The sequence below is a fragment of the Rhodococcus sp. NPDC057529 genome, assembly GCF_042802055.1.
In the GTDB taxonomy this organism is placed as follows: Bacteria; Actinomycetota; Actinomycetes; order Mycobacteriales; family Mycobacteriaceae; genus Rhodococcus_F.
This window is the reverse complement of sequence record NZ_JBHVEY010000012.1, coordinates 89388-105623: the sequence shown is the minus strand read 5'-3', so window position 1 is coordinate 105623 and position 16236 is coordinate 89388. Positions and strand designations below refer to the sequence as shown.

Annotated in this window: 15 protein-coding genes; 7 read left to right on the top strand and 8 right to left on the bottom strand. The window is 68.3% G+C overall.

Annotated features, from left to right (window positions below):
* Positions 1–8: 8 nt before the first annotated feature.
* A complete protein-coding gene (locus ACFU5V_RS23985) occupies positions 9–1397 on the bottom strand; it encodes an FAD-binding oxidoreductase (RefSeq protein WP_378702475.1) in 1389 nt (462 codons plus the stop codon).
* 105 nt (positions 1398–1502) lie between these two features.
* On the opposite strand from ACFU5V_RS23985, the gene ACFU5V_RS23980 reads away from it, so the two are divergent.
* Entirely contained in the window at positions 1503–3371 is a 1869-nt protein-coding gene (locus ACFU5V_RS23980) for a helix-turn-helix domain-containing protein (protein WP_378702473.1), read from the top strand.
* A gap of 6 nt (positions 3372–3377) precedes the next feature.
* Here the strand turns inward: ACFU5V_RS23980 and ACFU5V_RS23975 are convergent, their stop codons facing one another.
* Positions 3378–3962, bottom strand: coding sequence for a TetR/AcrR family transcriptional regulator (locus ACFU5V_RS23975; protein ID WP_095861573.1), 585 nt, complete (start codon positions 3960–3962; stop codon positions 3378–3380).
* 101 nt (positions 3963–4063) lie between these two features.
* Here ACFU5V_RS23975 and ACFU5V_RS23970 point away from each other — a divergent pair, with 101 nt between their 5' ends.
* Positions 4064–5206: an acyl-CoA dehydrogenase family protein gene (locus tag ACFU5V_RS23970; RefSeq protein ID WP_378702471.1), complete on the top strand. Its 1143-nt coding sequence runs from the start codon at positions 4064–4066 to the stop codon at positions 5204–5206.
* A gap of 30 nt (positions 5207–5236) precedes the next feature.
* A complete protein-coding gene (locus ACFU5V_RS23965) occupies positions 5237–6418 on the top strand; it encodes an acetyl-CoA C-acetyltransferase (protein WP_378702469.1) in 1182 nt (393 codons plus the stop codon).
* A gap of 22 nt (positions 6419–6440) precedes the next feature.
* Here the strand turns inward: ACFU5V_RS23965 and ACFU5V_RS23960 are convergent, their stop codons facing one another.
* Positions 6441–7670, bottom strand: coding sequence for a PucR family transcriptional regulator (locus ACFU5V_RS23960; protein ID WP_378702467.1), 1230 nt, complete (start codon positions 7668–7670; stop codon positions 6441–6443).
* 224 nt (positions 7671–7894) lie between these two features.
* On the opposite strand from ACFU5V_RS23960, the gene ACFU5V_RS23955 reads away from it, so the two are divergent.
* Positions 7895–9490 carry an AMP-binding protein gene (locus ACFU5V_RS23955; RefSeq protein ID WP_378702465.1) on the top strand — a complete coding sequence of 532 codons (1596 nt, stop codon included), beginning with the start codon at positions 7895–7897 and terminating at the stop codon, positions 9488–9490.
* 258 nt (positions 9491–9748) lie between these two features.
* On the opposite strand, the gene ACFU5V_RS23950 is transcribed toward ACFU5V_RS23955, so the two are convergent.
* Positions 9749–10726 (bottom strand): pseudouridine synthase, encoded by a 978-nt coding sequence (locus ACFU5V_RS23950; RefSeq protein WP_378702463.1) that lies wholly within the window; start codon positions 10724–10726, stop codon positions 9749–9751.
* A 27-nt stretch (positions 10727–10753) separates the two neighbouring features.
* On the opposite strand from ACFU5V_RS23950, the gene ACFU5V_RS23945 reads away from it, so the two are divergent.
* On the top strand, positions 10754–12520 hold the full coding sequence (locus tag ACFU5V_RS23945) for a GNAT family N-acetyltransferase (RefSeq protein ID WP_378702461.1): 1767 nt from the start codon (positions 10754–10756) through the stop codon (positions 12518–12520).
* Between the two features lie 338 nt (positions 12521–12858).
* The gene (locus ACFU5V_RS23940; protein WP_378702459.1) at positions 12859–13233 is read left to right on the top strand and encodes a DUF1937 family protein; all 375 of its coding nucleotides are present in this window, start codon (positions 12859–12861) and stop codon (positions 13231–13233) included.
* 25 nt (positions 13234–13258) lie between these two features.
* Here ACFU5V_RS23940 and ACFU5V_RS23935 read toward each other — a convergent pair whose 3' ends face one another.
* The 4 genes from ACFU5V_RS23935 to ACFU5V_RS23920 are packed head-to-tail and all read right to left on the bottom strand — an operon-like array spanning position 13259 to position 15089.
* Positions 13259–13576, bottom strand: coding sequence for a WhiB family transcriptional regulator (locus ACFU5V_RS23935; protein WP_378702457.1), 318 nt, complete (start codon positions 13574–13576; stop codon positions 13259–13261).
* 16 nt (positions 13577–13592) lie between these two features.
* Positions 13593–13787, bottom strand: a complete 195-nt coding sequence (locus tag ACFU5V_RS23930; RefSeq protein WP_378702455.1) for a hypothetical protein — start codon at positions 13785–13787, stop codon at positions 13593–13595.
* On the bottom strand, positions 13784–14572 hold the full coding sequence (locus tag ACFU5V_RS23925; protein WP_378702453.1) for an alpha/beta fold hydrolase: 789 nt from the start codon (positions 14570–14572) through the stop codon (positions 13784–13786). The genes ACFU5V_RS23930 and ACFU5V_RS23925 overlap by 4 nt, the downstream gene beginning before the upstream one ends.
* A 1-nt stretch (position 14573) precedes the next feature.
* The gene (locus ACFU5V_RS23920; RefSeq protein WP_378702451.1) at positions 14574–15089 is read right to left on the bottom strand and encodes an RbsD/FucU domain-containing protein; all 516 of its coding nucleotides are present in this window, start codon (positions 15087–15089) and stop codon (positions 14574–14576) included.
* Positions 15090–15366: 277 nt separating this feature from the next.
* Between ACFU5V_RS23920 and ACFU5V_RS23915 the strand changes: the two genes are divergently transcribed.
* Positions 15367–16125 carry an SDR family NAD(P)-dependent oxidoreductase gene (locus ACFU5V_RS23915; protein ID WP_378702449.1) on the top strand — a complete coding sequence of 253 codons (759 nt, stop codon included), beginning with the start codon at positions 15367–15369 and terminating at the stop codon, positions 16123–16125.
* The last annotated feature ends 111 nt before the right edge of the window (positions 16126–16236 follow it).

The following is a 16236-nucleotide window of genomic DNA, read 5'->3' as shown; positions in this document are numbered from 1 at the left end:
GCCGGCGGTTAACAAGTACTCACGGGCGCGAAGCGCACTACCTTCCCGGGGTTCAGGATTCCGTGCGGGTCGAGGGCGTTCTTCACCGATCGGTGCATGTCCAGCACGACCGGATCGAGTTCCTGGGCAAGACCTTCCATCTTCAGCAGACCGACACCGTGTTCGCCGGTGACGGTGCCACCGAGTTCGAGTGCGGCGTCGATGATCTCCGCGAAGGCCGCTTGCGCGCGGGTGCGAGCCGGCTCGTCGTCGCGGGGTGTGATGAGCAGCGGGTGCAGGTTCCCGTCGCCGGCGTGTGCGATGTTGGCGATCGTGGTGTCGTGGGCGATGCCGATCTGCTCGATGCGTGCAAGCATCTCGGGGACAGCCCGTTTCGGCACGCACACGTCTTCGGTGAGGACCGGTCCGAGCCGCTCCATCGCCGGGTAGGCCAGGCGGCGCGCGGCGAACAACGCATCCGCCTCCTCCTGGTCGGTGGATACGGCAGACCACGTGGCTCCGGCTTCGTCGAAGCACGACAGCATCTTCTCCGCCTCCTGGTCGCCGATGACGCCCGCGGTGTCGATGCGGCCGAGGAGGACGACGTTCGCCTCCACCGACAGTCCCATCTTCTTCCACGCGTCGACGGCGATGAGGCACTGCTTGTCCACCAATTCGAGCGCCGACGGGGTCAGTCCCGCCGCGGCCACCGCACTGACGGCCCGGCCCGCGTCGACGATGGAGTCGAAGTAGCCGGCCACCGTGCGCTCCGGGTCCTGCAGCGGGCGCAACTTGACCGTGATTTCGGTGATGACGCCGAGGGTTCCTTCGGACCCGACCATAAGACCCGCCAGGTCGTACCCGGCCACTCCCTTGGCGGTCTTGCGTCCGAGGCGCACGAGTTCACCGGTGCCGGTGACGATCTGCATGCCGAGCACGTAGTCACGGGTGACGCCGTACTTGACGCAGCACAGTCCGCCCGCGTTGGTGGCGACGTTCCCTCCGATCGTCGACCACGGCGCGCTGGCCGGGTCCGGCGGATACCAGAGCCCGTGTTCGGCGCAGGCGGCACGCAGATTATCGTTCACCACGCCGGGTTCGACGACGGCATACCGCTCGAGGGGATCGATCTCCGTGATCGCATTCATGCCCTCGAGCGCGAGGACGACGCAGCCGTCGGTCGCGTTCGCCCCGCCGGACAGGCCGGTGCCGGCGCCCCGCGTGACGACGGCGGTGTCGTGCTCGAGGCAGGCGCGCACGACGGCCTGGACTTCGAGCGCCGTTCGGGGCCGGACAACGGCGAGCGGCGCGGCGTACGGTGCCCACTCCGCCTCGTCGTGCTGGTACCGGGCGACGACGTCGGGGTCGCGTACGACACGATCCGCCGGAAGGGCTGCCAACAGTGCGTCGATCAACATGACGAGAACCAGTCCTTTGCGCGCGAGAAGGTGATGATTCAAACGTAGCTGTGATCTGGATCTCGGCCAATGTAGATTCCATCTATCGAATCCAGGAATCCATGGATGGAGACACCAGTGAGCACTGCCGATCGCGGCTGGATGGAACTGCTGCTCGACGACGCGCCCCTCGACGAACTCGAGACCCTCCGGCGCACGCTGATCGACGACTCCGACCCGTCCGACCGGGAGACGGTCGAGCGCGAGGCCAACGCCGCGCTGCGGCTGCGCGCCCAGCTCGACCAGCGTCGGCAGCGCAGCAGGGAACTGGCGGCGCTCAACGACATCGCCGTCAGGCTGACCACGGTCCGCGACGACCGGGCACTGCTGCAGGAGGTCGTCGACCAGGCGCGGCAACTGCTCGGGGTGGATCTCGCCTACATGGGGTCGGTCTACGGCGAGGAATTCGTCATCGAGGTCACCAGCGGGGCGCTGACCCCGAATCTCGTCGGCATCCGGCTGGCACTGGACGAGGGACTCGTGGGCCTGATCGTCCGCCGGTCCGCACCGGAGTGGACCCCCGACTATCAGAGCGAACCGGCCTTCCGGCACATGACGGGAGCCGACAGCGCGGCGCGGTCGGAGAACATGCGCGGCCTACTCGGGGTTCCTCTCCGTGTCTCCGACCGCGTCATCGGTGCGTTGTTCGCGTGCAAGCGTCAGGAGCGGGCGTTCACCGAGACCGAGATCGCGCTGTTGTCGGCGCTCGCGGCGCATGCGGCGATCGCGATCGAGAACGTGCGCTCGCTGGAACGCGACCGCGACACCGTCGCGCGGCTCGAGGCGGTGAACGCCGAATTGTCGCAGCGCACGAACGAACTCGAACAGATTCTGCAATGGGACCGGACGCTGACCCAGGTGGTGCTGCTCGGCGCGGGAGTGCAGCGCCTGGTGCGGGAGGTCGCGCAACTCTCCCGGCAACCGGCATATTTCGTGCTGGACGATTCTGCGTTACCGGCGGAACTGATACCGCACGCGGACGACGTGGCGGCGGCGGTCCGCGAATTGCGCGCAGACGGGAAGGACCACGTCGCCCGACACGGGGTACTGGCGCAACGCGTCGCGGCGGCCGGGGAGATGCTGGGCGCGCTGCTGTCCCTGGGAGCGGAGCAGCCGACCACGCGTCTGCTGCTCGAACGCGCGGCACCGGCGATCGCACTGTCGCTCGCGGGGGAACGTGCGGCCGGTGAGGCGACGCGTCTCGCACGGGACGCGTTTCTCGTCGACCTGTTGACGCATCCCGCCGCCGAGCAGGACGAACGCAGGCAACTGCGGTTGGCCGGTCTGACTCCCGACACGACGTACTGCATCGCGGTGGCGATCGCCGCCGGGCCGGACACGTCCATCCGCACCGCCCTCGAAAACGTGCCGCTCCCCGCTGGATCCGTTGCGGCGGAACACGGCTCCCGCGCACTGGCCGTCGTCCCCGCCAAGGACTCCGCGTCCGTGCAGGCGGTGTTCGCCTCCGCGCGACTCGACGCGACGATCGGTATCGCGGAACCCGCGCGCGGTGCGAAGGCGCTCGCGCGCGCGTACGTCGAAGCGCAGCAGACCGTCGACGTGCTCGACACGCTCGGACGCTCGGGTGAGGTCTCCTCCGCGCGCGGTCTGGGCATCTACCGGATCCTGCTGAGCCACCTGGCGCGTGAGCACCTCGACGAACTGACCGAGGCCCAGCTGGGCCCGTTGATGGCGGAGCAGTCCACGCGCGGGGTGCCGCTGCTGGAAACGCTGTCGGAGTATCTGGCACACGGCCGCCACCACTCGGCGACCGCGTCGAGTCTCGGCGTCCACGTCAACACCCTGTACCAACGCCTCGACGCGATCGATCGTCTCCTCGGAACGGACTGGCGCGACCCCGACAAGGCACTCGACCTGCAGGTGCTCATGCGGTTGCGGAGAACGGCAGACCTACTCGGCGCGCGAACACGCTGACCCGGCTCAGGCACTGATGCCGCCCGTGAGGATGGCGGCGAGTTCGGCGTACGCGTGTGCGTCGTCGAGGCCGGTGCTGTCGCGGACCCCGCGTTGCTGGATGCGGACCATCATGGTGGCGGCGAGGTCGGCGGCGAACGCGGCGTGCACGTCGCGGAAGTCGCCGGCGGCGACGCCCTCGGTGATCAACTCCTGGACCCGACCGGCCGCGAACTGCGTGTTCCGTTCGTAGACCTCCCGTGCCGGGGGGAAGGCGTCGAGGTCGGCCATGAACTGGTCGGACGCGGCCGCGAGGGCGTTGCCGACGGCCGACAGGTACGCGGTGATCCGCTCGCGGGCCCCGCCGATCGGCTCGATGCGCGACTCGACGTCCTCGGTGGCGCGGCGGAAGAAGTGCACCGTGGCGGCCCGGACGAGCTGTTCCTTGCTGCCGGCGAGGGTGTACAGCGTCGACTTCGAGCAGCGCAGCCGGTTCGCGATCTCGTCGAGGGTCAGGTGTGCGAACCCCTCGACCAGGAACAGGTCGACGAGGGCGTCGAAGAGCTGGGTGCGCCGTCGGGTAGCGAAACCGGGTCGGGTGGGCTGCTCCATGACAGAAATAGTACTGGGAGGTGCCTTGCAGTACTATTTCGCAATCAGTACTCTGGGCCGTAATCCAGTACTGCTTTCCGTAGCCTTCTCGAGGAGACACCGTGGCCGTCGATCGTTTGCTGCCTACTGACGAAGCCCGTGACCTGATCCAGCTCACGCGCGACGTCGCCGACAAGGTCCTGACGCCGATCGTCGACGAGCACGAGAAGTCGGAGACCTACCCCGAAGGCGTGTTCGCCACCCTCGGCGAGGCCGGACTGCTGAGCCTGCCGTACCCCGAGGAGTGGGGCGGCGGCGCGCAGCCGTACGAGGTGTACCTGCAGGTGCTCGAGGAGATCGCCGCCCGCTGGGCCGCCGTCGCGGTGGCGGTCAGCGTCCACAGCCTCGCCTGCCACCCGCTCATGGCGTTCGGCACCGACGAGCAGAAGCAGCGGTGGCTCCCGGACATGCTCGGCGGCAACACCGTCGGCGCCTACAGCCTGTCCGAGCCGCAGGCCGGATCCGACGCCGCCGCACTGGCCTGCAAGGCCGCCGCGACCGACGGCGGGTACGTCGTCAACGGTGCGAAGGCCTGGATCACGCACGGCGGCATCGCCGATTTCTACAATCTCTTCGCTCGCACCGGTGAGGGCTCGAAGGGGATCTCGTGCTTCCTCGTCCCGAAGGACACCGAGGGACTGACGTTCGGCAAGCCCGAGGAGAAGATGGGTCTGCACGCCGTGCCGACCACGTCCGCGCACTACGACGACGCCTTCGTGCCCGCGGAGCGGCGCATCGGCGCCGAGGGGCAGGGACTGCAGATCGCGTTCAGCGCACTGGATTCCGGCCGCCTCGGCATCGCGGCCGTCGCCGTCGGCCTCGCGCAGGCGGCCCTCGACGAGGCCGTCGCCTACGCCCAGGAGCGGACGGCGTTCGGCAAGAAGATCATCGACCACCAGGGCCTCGGGTTCCTGCTCGCCGACATGGCCGCCGCCGTCGACTCGGCGCGCGCCACGTACATCGACGCCGCCCGCCGCCGCGACGCCGGCCTGCCCTACTCCCGCAACGCGTCCGTCGCCAAGCTCGTCGCCACCGACGCCGCCATGAAGGTCACCACCGACGCCGTGCAGGTCCTCGGCGGTTACGGCTACACCCGTGATTTCCGCGTCGAGCGGTACATGCGCGAAGCGAAGATCACCCAGATCTTCGAGGGCACCAACCAGATTCAGCGACTGGTCATCAGCCGCACCCTCGCCGCGAACTGACGAACCCACCCCCGAAAGGCCTTTCCGCACATGACCACCTCCGTGATCGTCGCCGGCGCCCGCACCCCGATCGGCCGACTGCAGGGCTCACTCGCCGGATTCTCCGGCGCCGACCTCGGCGCCCTCGCCATCGAGGGGGCGCTCGGCAAGGCCGGTGTCGCCCCGGACCGGGTCCAGTACGTCATCATGGGTCAGGTCCTCACCGCCGGCGCCGGGCAGATGCCCGCCCGGCAGGCGGCCGCCAAGGCCGGCATCCCGATGAGCACACCGTCGCTCAACATCAACAAGGTGTGCCTGTCCGGGGTCGAATCGATCATCCTCGCGGACCAGTTCATCCGGTCCGGCGCATTCGACGTGATCGTCGCCGGCGGCATGGAGTCGATGAGCCAGGCACCGCACCTGCTGCCCGGTTCACGCGGCGGGTTCAAATACGGCGACGTCACCCTGGTCGACCACATGGCCCTCGACGGATTGCACGACGCATTCACCGACCAGCCGATGGGACTGCTCACCGAGGCCGGCAACGACAGGGATTTCATCGCCCGCGAAGACCAGGACGCGTTCGCCGCCCGCTCACACCAGCTCGCCGCGAAGGCGTGGGACAGCGGAGTCTTCGACGACGAGGTCGTCCCCGTCGAGATCCCCGCCCGCAAGGGTGAGAGCACCTGGCTGCGCCGCGACGAAGGCATCCGGCCGGACACCACCCCCGAGACCCTGGCGCGGCTGCGCGGCGCATTCCGCAAGGACGGCACCGTCACCGCGGGCAACGCATCGACCATCAACGACGGCGCCTGCGCCGTGGTGGTGATGAGCAAGGAACGCGCCGAGGCGGAAGGCCTGACCTGGCTGGCCGAGATCGGCGAACACGGCATGGTCGCCGGACCGGATTCGGGACTGCAGTTCCAGCCGTCCGGAGCGATCGCGAAAGCCTGTGAGAAAGCGGGTATCTCACCGACCACGTTGGATCTGATCGAGATCAACGAGGCATTCGCCGCGGTCGGGATCGCGTCCACCCGCGAACTCGGCGTCGACCCCGACCGGGTCAACGTCAACGGCGGCGCCATCGCCCTCGGGCACCCCATCGGAATGTCCGGCGCTCGCATCACGCTGCACCTCGCGCTCGAATTGCAGCGCCGCGGCGGCGGCACCGGCGCAGTCGCCCTCTGCGGCGGCGGCGGACAGGGCGACGCCCTGATCCTGCGCGTCCCCTGATCCCGCATCGCGGCCGCACCGCTCAGCGCGGCTCCGTCGATGCGATCCGCACCGCGAGAAGGAGATTGACGACGTCTTCCACCCGACGAAGATCCTTGCCGGTGCGCTCGGCGATCCGACCCAACCGGTAGTACATCGTGTTCACGTGAATCTGTAGCGCGGAGGCGGCCTCCTTCGCGTTCATGTCGTGGGCGACGTACGCCGTCAGCGTCTCGATGTAGATCGCACCCGCCGACAGATCTTCGGCGATGAACGCGCGCAGCTGGGGCTCGACGAGTCGGCGCGCGGTCGGGTCCGCGCGCCGCACCAGGTAGTCCAGCGGCGAGAGATCGTCGAAGACCTGGACTTCGGGCCGGCCGCCCAGGTGGTCGCAGGCGACCTGAGCCTCCAGCAACGCTTCGGGCGTCTGGTCGAACCCGCGGTGCGCCGAGCTGATACCGATCGACGCCGTGGTGCGAGTCGTCCCGAGCTCGGCGGCTGCGCGAGCGACCTTCTGTGACAGGGCGCCGGGGCCGAGTCGTTCGAGCGGGACGAGTCCGACGAGTTCCTGCCGCCACGGCACCAACATCCCCGACAGATGCCGGGAGAGCACCCGGCGTGCGTCGAGGATCGGATCCGCGCCGTCCGCCTCCGAACCTGCCCGGCAGACGATGACGACGAACCCGGCGCCGTCCCCCAGACCGGCCCGGCGCATCGCCTCCACTCGGACCGGTACGGCGGGCACGTTCCCCGCGAGCAGATCCTCGAGACAGTCGAGGGCGATGCGCTCCTGGTCGGCCACCAGATATTGCTGCGCCTGGAGGTAGGTGGTCGCGGCGGCGGAGCAGCCCGCCTCGATCGTGCGCATGAGGTGCTCGACCAGGCTCAGTGCCGTTTCCTGCTGGCCCTCCGTCGATCGGACGAATTCGAGAACATACGACCAGAGGACGATCTGCCCGATGCGGAACGCGTGAAGGAAGTCGATCAGGGAAATGCCGTGCGCGACGCGCTCCGAGGCGTGCCCGGACGTGAACGCGAAATCGTCGAGGCGCGGATTCCGTTGTTCGATGACGCTGGTCGTGAACACCCCGAAGACGGCGGTGACGTGCGCAACCACATCGTCGTACAGTCCGGTGGCGCGGTAGGACGGCAGTTCCGCCCAGATCGCGTCGGTGGCGGCTCGCGCGATGTCCGGATGGCGGTCGTGCACCCACTTCGCGAGGTCGATCGCCGAGTCGTCGAACGGCCGCGTCGCGCCGTGTGCTGTGGTCATCTCCGCGACCTCCGATACTGCCCACCCGCTGTGGCCAGGCTACAGCCCAAATTCGGACCTTCGACACATTCCCGCCAGGAGACTGTGGGCCGACCACAAACATCTTCGGTGTCGCACCACGATGAAGTGACGGCTGTCACGGCCTATGGTTGCCCGGACGACCCACAAGGCTCGCCGCCGTTCGCGCGCGGGAGCCCGCCGCAATCTTCGAGGGAGTGACCCACGTGAGCTTCAAGAGCCCGTTTCCGGACGTCGAGATCCCGAACCGCAGTGTCTACGATTTCCTGTTCGGTCACCTCGACCCGGCGGACGGGGAGCGGCCCGCGCTGGTCGACGGTGCCTCGGGTGCGGTCACCAGCTACCGCACCCTGATCACGCAGATCGACGGGGTCGCCGGGGCGCTCGCGGCCCGCGGTCTCGGGGTCGGTGAGGTGGTGGCCCTGCATTCACCGAACGTGCCGGCGTTCGCCGCGGTGTTCCACGGCATCCTGCGCGCCGGCGGTGTCGCCACCACCGTCAACGCCCTCTACACCGCCGAGGACATCGCCAAGCAGCTCACCGACTCGCACGCGAAGTTCCTGTTCACCGTCTCCCCACTGCTGCCGCAAGCTAAGGCCGCCGCCGCCACGGTCGGAATCCCGGACGAGCATGTGATCGTCCTCGACGGCGCCGACGGGCACCCGTCGCTGACGGATCTGCTCACCGAGGGCCATCAGGCGCCGGACGTCTCGTTCGACCCGGCCACCCAGCTGGCGGTGCTGCCGTATTCGTCGGGGACCACCGGCCGGCCGAAGGGGGTGATGCTCACCCACCGCAACCTGGTCGCGAACGTGTGTCAGATCGACCCGCGGATGGGCATCGGCGCCGACGACCGGCTGTTGGCGGTGCTGCCGTTCTTCCACATCTACGGGATGACGGTGCTGCTCAACGCGGCCCTGTTCAACCGGGCCGCGCTGGTGACGATGCCGAAGTTCGACCTGGTCGAGTTCCTGTCGATCGTGTCCGGGCAGCGGTGCACGTATGTGTTCATCGCCCCGCCGGTCGCGGTGGCGTTGGCCAAGCACCCGCTGGTCGACGACTACGACCTGTCGAGTGTGCATTCGGTGTTCTCCGGTGCCGCCCCGCTGGATCAGGAACTGGGTAGGGCCGTCGCGACCCGGCTCGGCTGCCGGGTGCGGCAGGGGTACGGGATGTCGGAGATGAGTCCGGTCTCGCACGCGATCCCGTTCGACCGCGACGACATCGCCCTGGACTCGGTCGGCCCGACGATCGCGAACATGGAATGCAAGCTGGTCGACCCCGCGACCGGGGAGGAGGTCGACTACCCGGCCGTGGGGGTCAGTGCGCCGGGGGAGTTGTGGTGCAAGGGTCCGAACATCATGGCCGGGTACCTGGGCAACGAGGCGGCGACCGCGGACACCCTGGACGCGGACGGGTTCCTGCACACCGGGGACATCGCGACCGTCGACGCGGAGGGGGTGGTGACGATCGTGGACCGGATGAAGGAGCTGATCAAGTACAAGGGGTATCAGGTGCCGCCCGCCGAACTGGAGGCGTTGTTGCTGACGCACCCGCAGATCGCCGACGCCGCCGTCATCGGGGTCCTCGACGAGGAGGGTGAGGAGGTGCCGAAGGCGTTCGTCGTCCCCCAGCCCGGTGCCGAGGATCTGGACGAGGCGGCGGTGATCGCGTTCGTCGCCGACCGGGTCTCCCCGCACAAGAAGGTCCGCAGGGTCGAGTTCATCGACCTCGTCCCCAAGTCCGCCGCAGGCAAAATCCTCCGCAAGGACCTCCGCACGCGGGAAACGGCGGGTAAGTAGACCTGCGTTCGTAGCCCGGCCCATCGGTGATGTCGAGTACAGGTGCCGCCCAACCAGCAGCTCGGGAAGCACCTGCACTCCACCCCTCGCGTGAATCGCCTCGTGTGCCTGAGACGTCCGCGTCGTCATGTGACCACCATGACGGCCCCGACGCTACCAGAAAACAGGCCGAATGGTTTGTTTACTCGGGGCGGCGGGCTCGTCCCGATCACACGCAGGGCAAGCACCAGGACCCGATCGGGTGGCGGATGTCCACGCTCAGCGCGCTGCCGCAGGCGCCTCGCTCAACGTCCGGCGGGTGACGAACCTTCGCGGCATCCCCGACAGCGGATCGGTGAATTCCAGTTCCCGCGCGAGTAATTGGAGCGGGAGGGAATGATCGTCGGGCGCCTCGGGTAGCAGGTCGGGATACAAACGATCTCCCAGAATCCCGACGCCGAGCGCCGCCAGATGCACCCGCAACTGGTGCATCCGCCCGGTGTGCGGACGCAGGATCGTGTGCAGCACACAGTGTCCGGAGGCGCTCACACCGCTGCCGCACACCTCGACCATCGTCTCGGCGTTGGGGTCACGGGAGTCGTCGACGACGACCCGGAACTCGCCGCGCCGCGCCGCGATGTGGTTGCGGTAGACGAGGGGAACGGCACGCCCGTCCAGCACCGGTGCATCCGGGTCCCACCCCTGCGGTCGCGTCGACACCGCCTCGTAGACCTTCACGACCCGCCGCTTCTCGAACAGCGACTGGTATGCGCCGCGCGTCTCAGGACGGGCCGAGAACATCACCAGGCCGGCGGTCGCGCGGTCGAGTCGATGGATCGGTGTCAGGTCCGGATTGCCCAGGCGGATCCGCAATCGGACGAGCGCGGACTCGCGCAGATATCGCCCGCCCGGGGTGGTCGGAAGGAAGTGCGGTTTGTCGATCACGACGAGGTCGTCGTCGACGTGCAGGATCTCCTGCTGAAACGGCACCGGGTTCTCCACCGGCAGATCGCGGTAGTACCACACGAACCGGTGCGCGCCCAGCGCCGTGCCGCGACCGATCACACAGCCGTCGGTGCCCACGATCTCTCCGGCGTCGAACCGGCGGCACAGGTCGCCCGCGTCCAGATGGTCGAACTTCGCGACGACGTACTCGGCAATCGTCGCCCACGGCCCGGACGTCGGGACACGCAGCCGCGTCGGTCCGACACCGTCCTTGACGGGCAGCGGCGAGGGCATGGGCACGCGCACCATCATTCCACCGGAACGCCTACGATTACCGCTATGCGGCTGACGAACGTCGCGCACCTGCGCCTTCCGTTCGGCCGACTGCTCGGCTACGACGTGACCGTGGGCAGACCGGGTCGATCGCTACCCGTGTCCTTCGACCAGCGGCGCCACGTCGGCGCCGGCAACCGAGCCGGATCCTGGATGGCGTTGTCCTTCACACTGTCCGCGCCGGTTCCGTCGGACGACCTCGCGGCCGCCTGGCTGGCGGTGATCGCGCGGCACGGCACGCTGCGGTCGATCTTCTCGCCCGGCGAAGACGGCGAGCCGCGACTGCACGAGGTCGAGATCTCCCCCGGCGACTGGGTCGAGCACCCGATCGCCCCCGGACAGGCCGTCAACGATGCGCTCCGTGACGTGCTCGACCACGCCTGCCCGCCCTACAGTCGTCCGTCGCACCGGCTGTGCGTGCTCGAGACCGCGGCGGGGCCGACCGTGGTGGTCGCCGCGGACCACTCACACGTCGACATGTGGTCGATGCTGGTGATCGCACGGGACCTGCTCACCGCGTTGGCCGCCGTGCAGGACGGTCGGGCACCGTCGCTGCCGCCCGCACCCGCCTTCGCCGAGCACACCCGCGCCCTGCGGGACCGCCCGGCGGCACCCGGCGAGGTGCACCACCGCTGGGCGGAGGTACTGGCGGCCAGCGGTGACGTGATGCCGCGATTCCCGCTGCCGCTGGGCGCGGCGACGCTGCAGCAGGAGCGCGTGGAGGTGCGCGACGTGCTCGACGTCGACAACAGCGCTGCGTTCTCGGCGCAGGCCCGCGACGACGGCGTCTCGACCCTGGCACTGGTGGTGGCCGCAATGACCGACGTGACACGCGAGATGGCCGACACCCCACTGCGGGCGGTGTTCCCGGTGCACAGCCGGTACGACGCCACCTGGAACGACTCCGTCGGGTGGTTCATCACCAATTCGGTGCTGGAATCGACCGACCCCGATCCCCGGGCCAGCGCAGAGGCGGTGAAGGAGGCCGTCCGGATGGGGTCCTGGCCGTTGGAGGACATACTTCGCCCGTGGGGCGGGATGCCCGAGGCCCCCGGGATGTTCGCGATCTCGTGGCTGGACCTGCGCCGGTTGCCGGTCCGCGTCGACGCCACCGGGCTGGAAGCGCAGTACGTCGGCGCGACCACCCGCACCGACGGCGTGATGCTCTGGTTCATCCTCGACGAGGCCGGGTTGCACCTGCGCTGCCGCTACCCCGACACACCCGAGGCCCGACAGCATGTCGGCACCTGGCTGGACACACTCATCGCCCGCGTGCAGTCGCGGGCACGCGAATCCGTCGGCGGGCGGCTCCGGCTCGGCAACCGCGTGTATCGGGTGCAGCGCGCCGGCCGCGCCGATGTGCCGGCGCTGGTCGCCCTGCTGTCCGACGACGAGATCGGCCGCACCCGCGAGGGAGCCGAGTTGGCACGCTACGAGGAGGCCTACGACGCGATCGCCCGCGATTCCTCGCACTACCTGGCCGTGGTTCGCGACGAAGACGACCGGATCATCGGCACCATGCAGCTGTCCGTCATCCCCGGCTTGTCCCGCGGCGGCACCACCCGCCTCCAGATCGAGGGGGTGCGCGTGGCGGCCACCGAGCGCTCCCACGGTGTCGGAACCGCAATGCTCGAATGGGCCCACGACCACGGCCGGCATCGCGGCGCGACACTCGCACAGGTCACCACCGACCGCGCCCGCGAACAGGCGCATGCGTTCTATACGCGACTCGGATACGACAACAGCCACCTCGGATTCAAGCGGGCACTCTGACGCTGTCGGGCGATTGAACCCTCAGGGATCGGGAATGCGAGCGTCAATCCGGCGTGGACGACGACAGTGCCGATGAGGACCGGACAAGCAGTCCGCCATAGCCGAGCATGTTGACGATTCCGATGTGGGTGCCGCTTCGAGCCCGGGTCGATGCGACCGGAAATGTCGAGTCACAAAGCACACTCCGAGACTGTCGACAACGTTGCAGCATCTGGTTTATTGTCGACAGATCGCCCGATCGCAGCGGGCTTGCGCACGTAACGCGTCCGCTGATGTGCCGAGGGCGATGTTCTCACAACTTGCGGGACAGTCGATCCCGCCGAATGGATAGGTTTCCCATGCGAAAGATTTTCCTGGCCTGCCCGTACAGCCACGCGGACGAGCGTGTCGTCCACGAGCGCTTCCTCGCCTGCAACGAGGTCGCCGCGACGATCGTCGAGTCGGGCAACGCCGTCTTCAGTCAGGTGTCGATGTCGCACCCGATCAATCTGGCCTTCAAGACAATCGACCCCAACGACGTCGGCAACCTGTGGGCACCCGTCGACGCCCACTTCATGGAATCGATGGAGGAGTTGATCATTCTCGACGTGGACGGGTGGGATCGGAGCTCGGGCATCAAGCGAGAGATCGAGTTCTTCGAGAGCCGCGGCCGTCGCGTCAGCCTGTGGTCGCAGGTGTCGGACGAGTTCGTCACGGAGACCGCCCGCGCCTGAGGCAGCAGCATCGCGGTTGGTCCGGTCACGGACGGCGGTCGGGTACCGGCCGCCGTCCACCGACGGGCGCCACGGTCCATGCGCACGTCAGGCCGAAGGTTCGGACTCCCAACGCATCCGAGTGCCCGGTGGCCGTGACGGCGTGGTCTGCGCATGCTCGCCGTACGGGGCAGCCCAGGCAGATTTCCTTGGCCGCCCGTTCTCGGCGGGCACCGGCAGCCCGCTCTTCGCCGTCAGGAGAGTAGAACAGCTCGGTGTCCATCTGCCGGCACAGTGCGTGGATCTGCCAATCCCATTCCGGAGTAATCGGTTTGGGAAGAATCAACGCCCGAATCGTGGTCATCGTGTGCAGGCGGAAGTCAGTGGTCGACGAGTGCGCTCACACCCACCTCGAGGCTTCTCCGTCCGTCACGGGTGCGGAACGGGGTGCGAGCCTCCGCCTGCTCGGAGCACAGCGCCGCGACGTCGCGGTCGAGCCAGCGGTCGATCGCCACCCGGATTCGTTCCCGCAACGGCCCGTGTGCCCGCCGAAACGCCTCCACCGCGGTGGTCACTGCGAACTCGCCGACAATACGGGACCCGCGCTGCACCACTGGGTGGTCGCGTCGATGATCAATCCTGCGACCTCGCGGTGTGCGAGGTCGTTGGGAATGTCGTGGTAGCCACCGGGTATCGCGACGGCGCGGCACTGGTGGAGTTCGCCCGCGAACTCCGATGCCTTGCCGGGTGCGGCGAATGCATCGTGCTCGCCGTTGATCAACAAGATCGGCATGAGGAGGGCCGGAAGGCCCGTGCGGACCTTGCATCCGGCGACGGCGAGCGCGCTCCACAGGTTCGGTTCGGCTGGGGCGGTGTCGAATCCGAGCGGATCGTTCGCGAGCGCGTCGAGGTACGCCTCGTCCTTCGCCATGATCAGATCGGTGCGTCCCTCCGCCTCGGGCGGCAGCCCCCACAGCGGCGCGCCGGTCATCACCAGGCCGGTGCGGGCGGTCGCGGTGCGCATGGCCAGCAGCGCCCCGGTCAACGCGCCCAGCGAGTGCCCGACGATGACGACGGGCAGGTCGGGGTGAGTGCTCGTCATGAGGTCGAGCAGGATGCCGGCGTTGGACGCGAGTTCGTCGACGGAGGGGAACATTCCCGCGTGGCCGCCGGTGTGGCCGTGTCCGAGATGATCCGGGCCCCACACCTCGATGCCCGCATCGGTCAGTTGCCCGGCCAGCCGGTGGTAGTGCCCGGTGTGCTCCCCGAAGCCGTGCAGGAGCAGCACCTGGGCGTGGGGGGACCGGGCAGCCCAGTGCCGGTAGTAGATCTTGTTGCGTACGCCGTCGAAGAAGGGCACGTCACGCCTCCGGTGCGGTCGAGTCGGGGGCCTGCCCGTCGGACAGGTCCTGGAACCAGGTCGGCGACGTCAGCCACTTCAACGGGATCGGGGGGCTGGGGTAGCCGGCGACGAGGATGGTGTTCGCGTGTACCGAGTAGTCCCCGGTCTGGACGAAAACCTTGACCCGGTCCCGTAGTTGGTAGAACTCGGGCAGATAGCGCAGTTCGTGCACGTTCTCCTCCCCCACCAGTTCGGAGACGAATTTCCGGGCCTCCGGGTTGGCCCGGATCATGTCCTCGGTGACGATTGCCGCCTCGAAATCTCCGGCCTCGCACAGCACGGAGAGCAGGTCACCGACCGAGGGCAGCCCGGGCGCGATGCCCAGATCGATCGTCTCGACCTGCGGCGACAGCGGCACCAGACTGGCCGCCGACGTGCCGCTGCCGGCATCGGCGATGTAGACCATCTCGCCGTGGCGTAGCTGGCTCACCACCGCCGCCAACCGCTCGTGCAACAGACGGACCTTCGGTGCCATGGATGTGTCCTCTCCTCGTGTGGAAACGCCGCAGATCCGCGGTCGGAACGACCGATCGGCCTCGGCAGGTGAACATCGAATGTGCTCTAGTCGACAATCGACTAGAAACGTAAGCCGGGCGGCGGCATCCGTCAAGAGGTGTTCGGCTCGGCAAATCGAGGCTTGACCCGGCCGCCCGCAGCACGCACACTGAACACGTCGGTCGATTGTCGACAAAGGATCAATACCTTGCGCGGCACGACCCGTTTCCGCGAAAACCACCCTGAAGGAGCGAACTATGGGCCAGCTGCTCGAAGGCAAGACAGTAATCATCACCGGCGCCGGCGGCGGGATCGGCCTGGCCACCGCGCTGCATCTGCACGACGAGGGCGCCCAGGTGGTCGCCACCGTCCACTCCGAGGCGAGCCTGCCGCAGCTGAAGGTGGACGACGACCGCCTGATCGGCAAAGTCGTGGACGTGACCGACGAAGAGCAGGTCAAGAGCGTCGTCGATTTCACCGTGCAGACCTTCGGAAAGCTCGACGGCATCGTCAACAACGCCGGCGTCCTCAAGCCCGGGACGATCCTCGACGCCAGCGTCGAGGACTTCCAGAAGACGTTCGACGTGAACGTCAAGGGAGTGTTCCTCGGGACGAAGTACGCCATCCCCGAGCTGCTGAAGGCCGGCGGCGGATCGATCGTCAATTTCGGCTCGATCAACTCGATCGGCGCGGAGAAATTGCTGACCACCTACACCGCGAGCAAGGGTGCGGTGCTGACGCTGACCAAGGCGGTCGCCCTCGACTTCGGCGCGCAGGGCATTCGGGCCAACACTCTGTGCCCGGGCTTCGTCGACACCCCGCTGAACGTCCCGCATTACACCGCCCTCGGTGGCCGTGACGAGCTCGAGGCCGGGCTCCCCGACTTCCAGCCGATCGGACGCGCCATCCTCCCCATCGAGATCGCCCACTCGGTCGCGTTCCTGCTCTCGGATCACTCCACGGCCATCACCGGCACGGCGTTCGTGGTCGACGGCGGCGTCCTCGCCGGCGCCTGATCACACCTGACGTGGGGGGGGGGGACAGGGGGCCCGGGGCCCCCCCCCACACCCCCTTTTCCACAGGAACGGCGGACACCACCACGACAAAAGAGCTAAAAACAGAAAAAA

What these genes read in the sequence shown, in the direction of transcription:
- ACFU5V_RS23985 (WP_378702475.1), bottom strand. Translation starts at nt 1,397, where the DNA reads ATGTTGATCGACGCACTGTTGGCAGCCCTTCCGGCGGATCGTGTCGTA.
- ACFU5V_RS23980 (WP_378702473.1), top strand. Translation starts at nt 1,503, where the DNA reads ATGGAGACACCAGTGAGCACTGCCGATCGCGGCTGGATGGAACTGCTG.
- ACFU5V_RS23975 (WP_095861573.1), bottom strand. Translation starts at nt 3,962, where the DNA reads ATGGAGCAGCCCACCCGACCCGGTTTCGCTACCCGACGGCGCACCCAG.
- ACFU5V_RS23965 (WP_378702469.1), top strand. Translation starts at nt 5,237, where the DNA reads ATGACCACCTCCGTGATCGTCGCCGGCGCCCGCACCCCGATCGGCCGA.
- ACFU5V_RS23960 (WP_378702467.1), bottom strand. Translation starts at nt 7,670, where the DNA reads ATGACCACAGCACACGGCGCGACGCGGCCGTTCGACGACTCGGCGATC.
- ACFU5V_RS23950 (WP_378702463.1), bottom strand. Translation starts at nt 10,726, where the DNA reads ATGATGGTGCGCGTGCCCATGCCCTCGCCGCTGCCCGTCAAGGACGGT.
- ACFU5V_RS23945 (WP_378702461.1), top strand. Translation starts at nt 10,754, where the DNA reads ATGCGGCTGACGAACGTCGCGCACCTGCGCCTTCCGTTCGGCCGACTG.
- ACFU5V_RS23940 (WP_378702459.1), top strand. Translation starts at nt 12,859, where the DNA reads ATGCGAAAGATTTTCCTGGCCTGCCCGTACAGCCACGCGGACGAGCGT.
- ACFU5V_RS23935 (WP_378702457.1), bottom strand. Translation starts at nt 13,576, where the DNA reads ATGACCACGATTCGGGCGTTGATTCTTCCCAAACCGATTACTCCGGAA.
- ACFU5V_RS23920 (WP_378702451.1), bottom strand. Translation starts at nt 15,089, where the DNA reads ATGGCACCGAAGGTCCGTCTGTTGCACGAGCGGTTGGCGGCGGTGGTG.
- ACFU5V_RS23915 (WP_378702449.1), top strand. Translation starts at nt 15,367, where the DNA reads ATGGGCCAGCTGCTCGAAGGCAAGACAGTAATCATCACCGGCGCCGGC.